Annotated in this window: 12 protein-coding genes; 2 read left to right on the top strand and 10 right to left on the bottom strand. The window is 65.2% G+C overall.

Annotated elements, in window-relative coordinates; genetic code table 11:
- From ACQP2D_RS08375 to ACQP2D_RS08350, 6 genes are all read right to left on the bottom strand, one after another.
- Entirely contained in the window at window positions 1-1,017 is a 1,017-nt protein-coding gene (locus tag ACQP2D_RS08375; protein WP_433683127.1) for an SCO2522 family protein, read from the bottom strand.
- Window positions 1,018-1,064: 47 nt separating this feature from the next.
- Window positions 1,065-1,979 carry an SCO2523 family variant P-loop protein gene (locus tag ACQP2D_RS08370; protein WP_433683126.1) on the bottom strand — a complete coding sequence of 305 codons (915 nt, stop codon included), beginning with the start codon at window positions 1,977-1,979 and terminating at the stop codon, window positions 1,065-1,067.
- Between the two features lie 4 nt (window positions 1,980-1,983).
- A complete protein-coding gene (locus ACQP2D_RS08365; protein WP_433683125.1) occupies window positions 1,984-3,828 on the bottom strand; it encodes an SCO2524 family protein in 1,845 nt (614 codons plus the stop codon).
- A gap of 308 nt (window positions 3,829-4,136) precedes the next feature.
- Window positions 4,137-4,988, bottom strand: coding sequence for a TIGR02569 family protein (locus ACQP2D_RS08360; RefSeq protein WP_433683124.1), 852 nt, complete (start codon window positions 4,986-4,988; stop codon window positions 4,137-4,139).
- Window positions 4,989-5,057: 69 nt separating this feature from the next.
- A complete protein-coding gene (moeZ, locus tag ACQP2D_RS08355; protein WP_433683123.1) occupies window positions 5,058-6,242 on the bottom strand; it encodes an adenylyltransferase/sulfurtransferase MoeZ in 1,185 nt (394 codons plus the stop codon).
- A gap of 341 nt (window positions 6,243-6,583) precedes the next feature.
- Window positions 6,584-7,714, bottom strand: a complete 1,131-nt coding sequence (locus ACQP2D_RS08350) for a DUF3152 domain-containing protein (RefSeq protein ID WP_433683122.1) — start codon at window positions 7,712-7,714, stop codon at window positions 6,584-6,586.
- Window positions 7,715-7,996: 282 nt separating this feature from the next.
- Between ACQP2D_RS08350 and ACQP2D_RS08345 the strand changes: the two genes are divergently transcribed.
- The gene (locus tag ACQP2D_RS08345; protein ID WP_355177032.1) at window positions 7,997-8,662 is read left to right on the top strand and encodes a TetR/AcrR family transcriptional regulator; all 666 of its coding nucleotides are present in this window, start codon (window positions 7,997-7,999) and stop codon (window positions 8,660-8,662) included.
- 80 nt (window positions 8,663-8,742) lie between these two features.
- On the opposite strand, the gene ACQP2D_RS08340 is transcribed toward ACQP2D_RS08345, so the two are convergent.
- Window positions 8,743-8,970, bottom strand: coding sequence for a DUF3107 domain-containing protein (locus ACQP2D_RS08340; RefSeq protein ID WP_062984284.1), 228 nt, complete (start codon window positions 8,968-8,970; stop codon window positions 8,743-8,745).
- A gap of 103 nt (window positions 8,971-9,073) precedes the next feature.
- Window positions 9,074-9,622: a YceI family protein gene (locus ACQP2D_RS08335; RefSeq protein ID WP_433683121.1), complete on the bottom strand. Its 549-nt coding sequence runs from the start codon at window positions 9,620-9,622 to the stop codon at window positions 9,074-9,076.
- 102 nt (window positions 9,623-9,724) lie between these two features.
- On the opposite strand from ACQP2D_RS08335, the gene ACQP2D_RS08330 reads away from it, so the two are divergent.
- Entirely contained in the window at window positions 9,725-10,555 is an 831-nt protein-coding gene (locus ACQP2D_RS08330; protein ID WP_433683120.1) for a helix-turn-helix transcriptional regulator, read from the top strand.
- On the opposite strand, the gene ACQP2D_RS08325 is transcribed toward ACQP2D_RS08330, so the two are convergent.
- Both ACQP2D_RS08325 and ACQP2D_RS08320 read right to left on the bottom strand, forming a co-directional pair.
- A complete protein-coding gene (locus tag ACQP2D_RS08325; protein WP_433683119.1) occupies window positions 10,556-11,272 on the bottom strand; it encodes a ferritin-like fold-containing protein in 717 nt (238 codons plus the stop codon).
- A gap of 92 nt (window positions 11,273-11,364) precedes the next feature.
- Window positions 11,365-12,420 carry an alpha/beta fold hydrolase gene (locus tag ACQP2D_RS08320; protein WP_433683118.1) on the bottom strand — a complete coding sequence of 352 codons (1,056 nt, stop codon included), beginning with the start codon at window positions 12,418-12,420 and terminating at the stop codon, window positions 11,365-11,367.
- Between the last annotated feature and the right edge of the window lie 77 nt (window positions 12,421-12,497).

Genomic DNA, 12,497 nt, shown 5'->3' with positions numbered 1-12,497 from the left:
TCAGGACCCATCCAGCAGGAAATGGGTGAGGCGCTCGGTCACCTTGGGCGGCACGATGATTCCCTCTTCCAGGCCCCGCTCGACGATCTGCTCGATCACCTCGGCGTCGAGCTGGACATGGTCCAGGATTACCCGCACAGCATGCTCGATACCCAAATATCGCTGCGGCAGCAGCGATAAGGACCGGTAGGCGGCGAAGGGTTTCGCCCGCGGATTCAGCTGCAGCACCGCAGGCATCTCCCACCACCGGGTCGGCCACCCGTCGCTCGGCTGCCACAGCTGTGGTTCGACCACCGGCTGTCCGTTGAAGCGCAGCATGCCCAGGCGCAGCAATTGCCAGATCGAGGCGAGGTACGGACAGGACCATTTGATGGATACCTCGTCGCGCCCGTTCACCTTCCGAACGTACGAACTCCACATCTGGACATCCAGAAAAATAGAATGCTCGCGACGACCGAACTCCTCGGGTGGCACATAGGGTTCGTCGTGCAACGCTTGCCCGCCGGAGTCATCGGAGGCACGGCGACCATTGCACAACCAACCGGATTCAGCGGTGGGCGGCCTGCGACCGTTCGAGCCCTCGGGCGGCTCGGCCACGATGCGCGACCGGACCATCTCGGCCAACTTGATGCGCGGGGTGCTCGCAGCACTGTCACCTGTTTCCGGGACCTCCCAGCACCCCGCCTCGCGGGCGAGATAGTCGATGGTCAGGCCGCACTCATCCGCGTTGCGCAGCAACTTGTCCAGAATCTCGGCGGGGTCGGTGTCGGAGCGAAAATAGTCGTCGACCAGAAAGCAGGTGCTGACCCTGGCCCGCGGTCCGAATTCGTCCTTCGCGGCCTCGGTGAATGCCCGGACCAGCGGAACGATCCGGCGAAACTGCGCCCGAATCCTTTCCTCGCCATTGCTGAGGTCGTTCATGTAGAAATGTCCCACCTCGATGGATAAATGGGACAGCGGTACCTTGGCGACCCGCGTGCGCTCGGTCGCCTCGATGTAGCCCGGGACATTATCCACTGTGCTCGAAATCCCTTTCCAGGATGTTGTTCTCGAGAGCCGCCGGTTCAGACTGGCTTCCAGCTCGCGGGGTCGAGCACGCGATCGGCTAGCTTTTCGAAAGCCTCGACGGTCGCCCTGTTGGCGATTTTCCTATCCACATCGATATCCAGAATCAGCTGCTCGCGCCATTGCAGGATCGGTTCGACCGGTGTCTCGCCGAGCAGCGCGCTCGCGCCGACCTTGTTCGTCAGTGCCAGGCGCTTCAGTTCGGTGTGCTGCTCGTGCAGCCACGCGGCCTGCGGCCCTGATCCCTCGGTCTCATCGTTCAGAACGGGCACCGCCGTGCGTATGTATCGGACCCGGTCCAGTAAGGCATCCGGATCGTGCCCGACCCTCTTGCCGCCGTCCAACAAGCCATGCTCGCCGCGCACCAATCCGTGCGCCGCGATGATGTGCTGGCGGGTCCATCGATGAAATACCAACCAGCGCACCATCCGTTCGGCGAGCTGCGGTAGCGCGGTCGCCTTCAGTGCGAGCTCCATGGCCACCGAACGACCCGCGCTGAGGTCGACGAGGCACACATCGAAACTCTGATCCACCTCCAGCAGCAGCTGGGCGCATTTCGCAACGATGCCGTTGTCGATCTGCTTGAACTCCGCGCCACCGGAATCACCGGGCAATAAGACCAGCTTGCCTGTCCTGGTTCGCAATTTGCGCAGCTGGTGACGATCGGTGCTGTCCCGCACGTCGATTCGGGTGGCGACCCCGGTCTTCCCCTGCAGATACGAATGCAGCCCAGCATTGTCGGGGACGCCCCGCTCCGCGCCACTGATCTCGAACAACGCACCCGCGGTCGGCGAACCGAAGTCGAAGTCCAGATACGCGACTCGCTTACCCTTGACGCACATGCGGTAGCCCAGATTGCAGCTGGTTACCGAACGGCCGGTGCCGCCCTTGTCCGAAGTCGCGAACACGATCATGTGCTCAGACGTTCCTGGTCGCGTCGCGGCGTCCGGTCGCCAGACCGTCGAGTTCGCGCAGGGCATCGAGGGTATGTACGAGCGTCGTCGCGGCATCCTCGCGAATCTGCTGCCTGGCCTCGTCGATATGTTCCTCGACGCGGTTGAGCGTCTTACGCCGGGGCGATTTGTCATCGATGCTGATACCGAGCATTTCCTGATGGAACCGGTGCTCGGCGGTATTCAGGGTGACCCGCGCCACCGTCTGCAATTCGGTCCAATTGGGCGGAGGTTCCCGATAGGTCCGATCCGCGGCCACCAGGCACTCGACCACTCGCTCGGTCATATACCAAGAAGGTTCGGTCACCGTCGGGTCGTCATTGACGCCGAATACGCCCGCCGGATCGTCCCACAGCCCCGCCGCGCCCGCCCGGAGCATGCGTCGATCGAGATGCTCCATCGCCAATTTGGACAATTCCATCAGTTTGTCGCGGGCCGCGACATTGTTGGACAACCGGGCCGCCTGCAGCATTCGCTTGAGCAGCACGGCCGAGAAATCCGACACCTCCCACTGCAGCACCGGACCGCTATCGACCGATTCACTGCCCCGCAGCGTCAGCCGCACCCCTGGTGTGTGCAGCTGAACAGCCGGATCGTCCCCGGCGGCTCGACGGATGATTCGACCGCGCCCGGCCAATTCGTCGAAAATGGCCACCGCCCTTGTCAGATCGTCGTCGGAAGCGGTGCGGGCAACGAGGTCCTGGATCAGCACGGCCGACACGATGAGACTGAAGTAGTCCGACTGCTCACCGTCGGAAGTCCGCCATGGAATGTCCTCCAATGGCCAACCGCCCGAGCCGAATCGCGCGATCGTGGACCAATAGCGCTGGGTCAGCTCCCAGCGGGTCCGCAAGGCCTGGGCCAACCGATGCTGGGTCTCGTCCAGCAGACCGAGCTCACCGGTTCGCGGCGAGACCAGGTCATTGATGCCGTCCAGCGCGACGATCGTAAAGTAGAGGTAGGGGCGCGGATCGGCGATTCCCGTTTGGGCTCCGATGTTTTCGGTGACGAACTTGACGGGGCTGGCGTCGCGGGCGATCCCCCAGCTCCAGCCGCATTCGAACAGTAGGTTCTCGTCCTCGAGCTCCTTGACCGTCTCTTCCTGGCCGAGGGTGACATCGCTGCGCAGTCGCGCCCTGACCCGCGACAGGCTGGTGCGCACACCCTGGAGCAGGGCATCCTCGGACATGCCGGTCTGATTCAACATGCCGAGCATCACTTGTCCCTCAGGGGATTTCGGCCGCACCGTATTGACGACGAAACTACGGACCAGGCCCGTCATGGCGGCGGTCAGTCGCGTGCTCAGCTGGCCGGACAGCTCCTTGATCCGGTCTTTCAGCCGCCCGCGCGCGGTACGCTCGAAGGAGCGAAGGAAACGCAGACCCGCCATGCAGACGGTCAGCGACATCGAATACGAGTCGACAACCTCGATCTTGCGCTGTTCCTCTGTGGGTTCGCGCTTTTCACCGGAACGCAGATAACTACCCGCCGAAAAGTTCGGCTGTCCGTCCTCGCGCGTATTGTGCTCGATGTACTCCTCGAGCAGCGACACTATGAAGGTGCCGATTTGCTTCGGATCGCCCAGCTTGCCGCCGAGCACCGAAATGACGTCTTCCTCCATGCGATCCGGCTCATCGAGAGCGAAGGTCTCGATCTCGGTTGCGGGATAGAGCAGGCAGAGCAACTGCTCGGAATCGCTGATGGAATTGGCCGACATCACACCGTCCCAGCGCCAGGACTTCTCATCCCAGCACGCATCGACCAGCGCCCGCCACACATCCAGAATCTGTTGCCTCGGTTGGATTCTCACCTGCCGCCGTCCTCACCCCATGTCGCAGGCGGCGCTCATCCACCTCGCTGCTGCGAACGTCAAAATAACACGGACACCACCGCAATGCGGCCCCACAAAAGTCCCATTCCGGTATCCCCAAACCAACTGCCCGGTATTTCCGAAATAGAACAACTAATTTTCGGAACTCGGGCAACCACGGAGCATTCGGCAGCCCGCAGAGCTTGCAGTGACCGCCGAATCCAATGGCGGTTGTCAGAGCATAGAACAACCTGTTCGGCACTTGGCCGGAATCGGATCACTGGACAGTTGCCAGAGTTCAGCGGTCGTCATAGCATCAGTCGAACCATATCCGCGGTGCGCGCCAACCCCGGAAATGCCTCCGGGGTGGATCGCGGATGCAACGCATGCACCGCGAGCCGAAACATGACCGCGCGCAACAACATCTGCGGCCATTCGGGGAGATCGGACCAGCGCTCGAGCAGACCGTCGTCCGCGCCGCCCCACGCGAGTGCGTCGACGACGATGACACCGGCGGCCCAGGGCGCCGGTCGCCAGTACGGCGTGATGTCGGTGAGACCGGGAGTGAACACTCCGGCGAACAGAACGGTGCCGAACAGATCCCCGTGGACCAGCTGGGGAGGTGTTCGGACCGGTTTGCGCAGCGTCGCCAATTGGCCGATGAGTTCCATACTGCGCTGACCGTCCGGCGAGGTCGCGGGCGGCGTCCCGCCCGCCTGCAGACTGCGCAGCGGTACCGCCTCCCAGGCGGCGCGGTCGGCGGCGACGAAGACATCCACATCCACCCAGGGCGCGGTCGGCAGCTGGACCAGGAAGCGGGGGCGTTCGAGTTGGGCGGTGGCCTGATGTAGTCGCAGCGATACCGAGACGACTTCGTCGTGGCGCGGCTCCGGCACACCCTCCAGATATGTGTCTGCGCGCCAACCGGATACGACATAGCGGCCGTCGGTGGCCCGCACAGGGCGGGCCAGGCGCAGGCCGTCCACCTTCAGGGTTTCGCGGGTCTTCGCCGACCATGCCGCCCTGGCATGGTCGGCGACCGGGCTCAGCACCACATCACCGAGACGCCAGCCGCCGTCCCAGTCTCCCAGGGAAACCGGGGTCACTTCGCGCAGACCGAACGTGGCGCGCACGTGCTCGGGGGGTTCCACAGAAGTCACGGCCGTACGGTACCGCTGGGGATCAACGTGGGCAGAGACGCCGCGCCGAGCAGGTCGGCGCGGTCGAACTCAGTACACCGGCAGTGACTTGTCCACCTGGTTTGCCCAGGCGACGATGCCGCCCTGGACGTGTGTGGCGTCGGAAAAACCCGCGTTCTTGAGCACCGCGAGCACCTCGGCCGAGCGGATACCCGTCTTGCAGTGCAAGACGATCGGCCGGTTCTGCGGCAGATCCGCGAGCGCCTCACCGGAGAGGAACCGATCCTTCGGGATCAGTTTGGCGCCGTCGATGTGCACGATGTCCCATTCGACGGGTTCGCGCACGTCGATGAGCTCGATTTCCTTGCCCGCGTCGATGAGCTCCTTGAGTTCGCGCGCGGTGATCGTCGAGCCCGCGGCCGCGGCCTGGCCCTCTTCGGAGACCACACCGCAGAACGCCTCGTAGTCGATCAGTTCGGTGATCGGCTGACGCTCCGGATCGCGGCGCAGCTTGATGGTCCGGTAGTTCATATCCAGTGCGTCGTAGACCATGAGACGGCCGAGCAGCGGCTCACCGATGCCGGTGATCAGCTTGATCGCCTCGGTCACCATGATCGAACCGATGGAGGCGCACAGCACGCCGAGTACGCCGCCCTCGGCGCAGGAGGGCACCATGCCGGGCGGCGGGGCCTCCGGGTAGAGATCGCGGTAGTTGATGCCGCGGCCGTCGGGCGCGTCCTCCCAGAAGACCGAGACCTGGCCCTCGAAACGGTAGATGGAGCCCCAGACGTAGGGCTTGCCCGCCAGCACCGCCGCATCGTTGACCAGGTAGCGGGTGGCGAAGTTATCGGTGCCGTCGACAATCAGGTCGTATTCGGCGAACAGTTCGACGGCGTTCTCCGGCTCCAGGCGGAGCTTGTGCAGCCGGACGTCGATACCGGAGTTGATCTCGAGGATGGAATCGCGCGCGCTATCGGCCTTCGGGCGGCCGATATCGGATTCGCCGTGGATGATCTGGCGCTGCAGATTGGAGGCGTCGACCTCGTCGAATTCGACAATGCCCAGCGTACCGACACCAGCGGCCGCGAGGTAGAGCAGCGCCGGGGAGCCGAGGCCGCCAGCACCGATCACCAGCACCTTGGCGTTCTTCAGACGTTTCTGCCCGTCGACGCCCAGATCCGGAATGATCAAATGACGGCTATAGCGGGCGATCTCGTCCTTGGTCAGCTCCGCGGCCGGTTCGACCAGCGGCGGCAGGGACTTCGGTGATGACACGTCCTGGACTCCTCGAATCAATTGGCCGATCGCACTGTGGTGGCTAGCGCTTACTAGTCAACACCGACAACCGGACCGTTCTTCCCGACTATGGTCTCGTATCACCAACCGCCCCCTGCAACCGCCCCGCACAACCCTGACCACCTCGGAGCGAGTCTTACGAGCGACGTTCGCGGCCCGTCTCGCGTCCGAGCCGTGGAAGCGCATGCGCCGCAGTCGCGAGTCTCGACCACTGGACAGTGCACCTCGGGCACTGAACTACCCGCCCGAGGTGACCACCACGGAGCGAGTCTTACGAGCGACCGTTCGCGGCGCCGCAGGCGCTGCAAATCCAACACAGCTCACCCGCGGGGATAGGGCCAGGGGTTGAACCGACAGCGTTTGCCGTCCATCGGGACCACGCCGTCGGGGTCGAGCGCGGCGATGTCGTTGTTCTTGGTGCCGAAGGTCTGCTGCATCATCACCGGCGCCAGCCCGCCGTCGGTCTCACACGGCTGATGCTGGTGGTAGCCGATGGCGTGGCCGACCTCGTGGTTGACCTGGTACTGCCGGTAGGAGCCGATATCGCCCTCGAAGGCCAGCGCACCGCGCACCCAGCGCACCTCCGACAGCACCACCCGGCGCAGGCCGGCATTGAAACAGGAGGAGTCGATCGGAATATCGAAACCGCATGCCTTGCGCGAGGATTCGCGGGAGGCGAGCGAAATGCGGAAGTCCGCTTCGCCGTGATCGATGCGCCGGAAAGCGAATTTGCTGTCGTGCGCCCAGCTCTTCGGATTGTTCAGTGTGCTGTCGACCATCTTGGCGACGGATTCGTCCCCGCCGAATCCGGAAGTGTCTACGCCGTCCTCGATTTCGACGGTGTACTTGAACTGGAATTCCGTTCCCGTGCCCACCTGCACCGTGCTGCCCGGCACCACATGCCATGTGCCCGTACCGATTTCGGTGAACGGTCCGCCGTCCGGCAGCGCGCCGGTCGGCAGGTTGGTCGGGAAGTGGCCGTCGCCGGGCGGTGCGCCGATGATGCCAGCGGAGGCCGTGTGCGGACTGAGCCGCCCGAATCCGGGTGCGCCGCCTGCGATATTCGCGGGATCGGTGCCTCCGCGCACCGCGTCCACGATCACCAGCACGGTGACCACGAACAGCACGGGCAGGGCGTAGGCACGCCAACCGTAGGTGCGGATGAAACGACCGAGTGCACTCTGTTTCTTGGCATCGCGCTCCGGTCTCGGTGGGCGCGAACGATTCTCGTCGGCGGCGGTGGGATCCCAGCGCGCCCGCAGCGGCTGATGGGAGCGATCGACGGGCGGTTCGTACAGACCGAACGGATCGTAGATCTCGACATCGTTCTTATCCCGCTGCGCCGCCCCGGGTCTGGACGATCGGTCGGTGCCGACCTCGACGCGGGCTCGGGCAGCAGCACCATTTCTAGCGGCTGCCCCCGTGCGCACCTCGGGGTCCGGCCTTTCCACAGAGCCCGAGACTACGGAACCGGACGCCGGGGAGCCAGCGGGGCGGTGCGCATCTCGCCCGCCGCCGGAGGATCTTTCCGCGCGGTCGGTCACATTCACCAGCGTCTCACAGGGGGCGATGCGGCTGCGCCGAGCCGGATACGGGCCGGAACGGGTGCGACATATCTCACCGAGTGGGCTCGATCTCCGGCCCCGAGCCGCATGTGAGCTACGACCGGGTATCGTTCATTGGATACCCGGTGTACACCCCATATAGCCGGGGCATCGACTGGGAGAGCCGAAATGACTGACCTCGTGGACCGGATGACGTCGCGCAGAACGTCGTCCGACGCCATGGCGCCGACAAAGCGCGGTACCCGGCTTCCGCGCGACGAGCGTCGTCAACAGCTACTCCTGGCGGCCAGTGAGGTCTTCGTGCAACGCGGCTACCACGCCGCTGGCATGGACGAGATCTCGCAGTGCGCCGGAGTCAGCAAGCCGGTGCTGTATCAGCACTTCGCCAGCAAGCTCGAGCTCTACCTGGCGGTGCTACAGAACTACGTCGACATGCTGGTGTCGAGTGTGCGCCAGGCGCTGCGCTCGACCACCGACAACCGCCAACGCGTCCGCGCCGCCGTGCAGGCCTACTTCGACTTCGTCGACAATGAAATGCAGGGCTTCCGACTGGTTTTCGAATCCGATCTGATCAGCGAGCCGCAGGTGCAGCGCCGGGTCGAGCAGGCCACCGAGGCCTGTGTGGACGCGGTCTTCGATCTGGTCGCCCACGATTCCGGCCTGGATCCCTACCGGGCCAGGATCCTCGCGGTCGGGCTGGTCGGTACCAGCCAGTTCACCGCGCGGTACTGGCTGGAGGCGGACCGGCCGATCCCGAAGGAAGAGGCGGTCGATACCACCGTCGCACTGGCCTGGGGCGGGCTGTCGCACGTGCCGCTGCACCCGATCAACTGAGCCGACAACTCGGACAAGACACCAGAGCCCCCGCACTCACCCGAGTGCGGGGGCTCTCGTCTGTGGCGTCGCGGTTCGGCTCAGACGGCGGCGAAGCCGACCCGACCGCCGGTGGCGGCGCCGATCTCGACGTAGGCGACCTTCGAGGCCTGGATCAGGAACTTGCGGCCCTTCTCATCGGTGAGCGCGACGACGCCGCCCTCGCCGCTCAGCGCACCGGACACCAGCGCCTCGACCTCGTCCGGGGTCTGCCCGCTATTGATCACGAGCTCGCGCGGGCTATCCGAAATACCGATCTTGACCTCCACGGCCAACCTCCGAACCTAGAGTCCTGTGTGCTGTCGAAATCAAGGCTAATGCAGCACCCCGGCGCCGGTACCATGCCCGCCTGCGCTAAGAGCGAACAGATAACTACTTGGGCTCGATGAGCTGGACTTCCAGCTCGATTTTGACGGTGTCGCTGAGCATGCCGGGCAGCGGGCCGCCGACGCCGAAGTCGGTGCGCTTGATGGTGCCGGTCGCGGAGAACCCCGCATGCCGGTCGCCGGTTCCGGCGAATACCTGCACACCGCCCCACTCCACATCGAGGGTGACCGGCTTGGTGATCCCGCCGAGGGTGGCCTCGCCCTCGACCACGAACGATTCGGCGATCTGCACCGGCTCGATGGCGCGGAAGCTCAGGGTGGGGCGGTTGGCGACGTCGAGGAAGTCGGCGGTCCGGACGTGGTTGTCGCGATCGGCATTGCCGGTATCGAAGGAGTCGAGGTAGATGGTGGCGCCGAGGGTGGCAAAGCCCTTGTCGTCGACGACGAACTCGGTCTCGAACTTGTTGAAACGGCCGCGGACCTTGGAAATACCGAGGTGGCGGATGGTGAATTCGACCTGGGAGTGCATGGCGTCCAGGGCCCAGGAACCCGGGACGAGCGCGGTGGCGGTGCTGGATTCGGTAGAAGATGTCATGTGATACACCATGACCGGACCGTGGTCCGTTAACCAGACCGCCGTTATCCTGGACCCCGCAGGGCGCGGCTAACCATCCCAGGACAGGGCACGATGAAACGCATGGCACCGAACCCATTCGCGGAGTACCTCGTGGCGCGCCGCGCCCAACTGCGGCCATCGGATGTGGGTCTACCCGAGGGTCGCCGCCGCCGGACCCCGGGCCTCCGCCGCGAAGAGGTCGCGGTGCGCGCCGGAGTGAGCGCCGACTATCTGGCCCGGCTGGAGCAGGGCCGCGATACCAACCCCTCGGGCGCGGTCATCGATGGGCTCGCGCAGGCGCTGCTGATCGAAGGGAAGGATCGCCACCACTTCGGCTGGCTCGCCGTCACCTCGAGTAACGAATCCCGCTGCCCCGCTACCGAATCCGTTGCCGAGCATCCGACGCCCGCGATGGAGACCATCCTGCGCGCACTGCAGCCGACCCCGGCCTTCGTGCTCGGGCGACGGCTGAATGTGCTCGGCTGGAATCCGGCGTGGGAGGACATCGCGAAACCCCTTGGGCTGCTCGATGATCCGGAAACCTCGAATCTGGCCTGGTTCACCTTCACCGATCCGCGCGCCGCGCAGGTGCTGCGCAACTGGGACGAGGTGGCCGACACCTTCTCGGCCGCACTGCGCCGCGCGACCGTGCGCTGGCCGGGCGAGGGCCGGCTGCTCGAACTGATCACCGCTCTGCGAGAATATCCGGAATTCGAAAGCCGTTGGCAGCCGCAGCATGTCGATGATCTGATCTCCGGGACGCTGCGCTTCGACCATCCCGAGCACGGCCATATCGATATCCCGTTCGAAACGCTCAACGGCGACCACGATCAGAGCATCGTCGTCTGCCTCACCGATCAGACGCAGGCGCAATCCCCTGGCCTGCGACTGGTCCGTGCGGTGAACGACTGATCAGATGCCCAGCACGGCCATGCGCTCGGCATGGCTGGCCTGCATGCGCTCGAACAGCGCGGCGATGCCGTTGAGATCACCGGTCGCGCTCAGCACCAGCTCGGTGAGTTCATCGCGCTGGGCCATCACGTACTGCGCCTGGGTGATCGCCTCACCGAGCAGCCGTCGGCCCCACAGGGTCAGCCGGTCGCGCTCGGAGCGGCTCGTCGCGACCGCGCGGCGCACCTCCTCGACCACGAATTCGGAGTGGCTGGTCTCGGCGAGCACATCCCGGACGACGGCGGCGACCTCGGGAGAAAGGGCACCGGCGATCTCGGTGTAGAAGTCGGCGGCGATACCGTCGCCGACGTAGAACTTCACCATCGACTCGAGCCAGGTCGAGGGGTCGGTGGAGTCGTGGTAAGCGTCCAGGGCACGCACGAACGGCGCCATCGCGTCGAAGATGTCGATGCCGCGTTCGGCCAGTGCGGACTCCAGGGTTTCGAAGTGCCGCATCTCGGCAGCGGCCATCTTCGCGACGGCCACCTTGCCGCGCAGCGTCGGCGATAGCTTGGCCTCCTCGGCCAGCCGGTAGAACGCGGAGATCTCACCGTAAGCGAGCACCGCGAACAGGTCGACCACACCGGGATCATCGGCTGTGAAAGATGAGCCGGACAATGAAACCCCCTGCGCGGCAGCTTGCCATGTTCCTAGCGCTGCGGATGACTGTGCTCCCATGTCGAGACAGCCTAGCCCCGGTCCGTTACATGTCAGCGTCATCCCGGTACATGTCGGAGTCGTGGCGGCGAACGCGCGGAACCAATGGTGGCTCAGGACAGCTCGGCCAGGAACTTGTCGAGGTAGGTCCAGGTGGTCTCGCGCGCGGTTTCGCCGGTGAGGATGCCCAGGTGGCTGCCGGGGGCGGTCTCGTAGCGGACGAACCGGGCACCGGTGAGGGTGCGTTGCCCGCCCGCCACGGCAGCGGCCGGGGTGATGACATCGGCGGGTCCGCCGACCAGCAGCACCGGCGCGGTCACTTCGGCCAACTCGATGCGGCGCGCGCCGAGCCGCACGACGCCGCGGCCGATGTCGTTGTTGAGGATCAGGCGGCCCCACAGCTGGCCGTAGAAGCGACCGGGATAGCCGGGCATCTGCGCCATGAAGCGGTCGATGGACTCCATTTTGGCCAGGGTTTCGGTGCGGGCGATATTGCTCGCGACGAACCACGGTCGGGTGAGTTCGCGATCCCATGCGGTGACCCGGTAGGCGATCCGGGTCAGCGTGGCCGGAATGCCGCCCGCCGCGCGCACCGCGGTCGAGGTAGCGATGCCGCCGGTCAATTTGGCGACCGCGCGCACCTGCGGAATGCCGGTCATCTTGTCGTAGTCCAGCGGCGCGCCGATCGCGGTGATGGAGCGGATCGGCAGTTCGGCGTGCGCCGCCGCGGTCAGCAGCGCCAGGGTGCCGCCGATGGACCAGCCGACCAGATCGACGGGCTTACCGTCGCGATCTGCCGAGGTGCGCAGAATAGACTCCGGCAGGATGTCGTCGATCCAGGCTTCGAACCCCATCCGCCGGTCGGCGAAGGTGATCTCGCCATAGTCGACGACATAGGGCGTGCGGCCGGTCTCGAGCAGGAATCTGGCCACGCTCTGATCGGGGCGCAGATCGAAGCAACTGGCGGGAGCGGCCAGCGGCGGTACCAGCAGCACCGCCGAATCGGTTGTGGCAGTGGCGGATTCACCTGCCTCGAAGCGGCGCAGCTGCCGGTGCGGTTCATCCCACAGCACCGTCGACGGGGCGGGATCCGGTGTTTCGACGCCTTGGCCGAAGGTCAGCGCCCAGGCATTGCGCGCGGCGATGGTGACGGTGTCGGTGAAACTCACACCCAAGAATCTCTCATATATTGGTACCGGCGGTAACAGGCAAGTCCGGTTTGTGAGCACCGCCGCATATTCAGCCC

The sequence above is a fragment of the Nocardia sp. CA-119907 genome, assembly GCF_050955995.1.
Classification (GTDB): domain Bacteria; phylum Actinomycetota; class Actinomycetes; order Mycobacteriales; family Mycobacteriaceae; genus Nocardia.
This window is presented reverse-complemented; position numbering and strand designations above follow the sequence as displayed.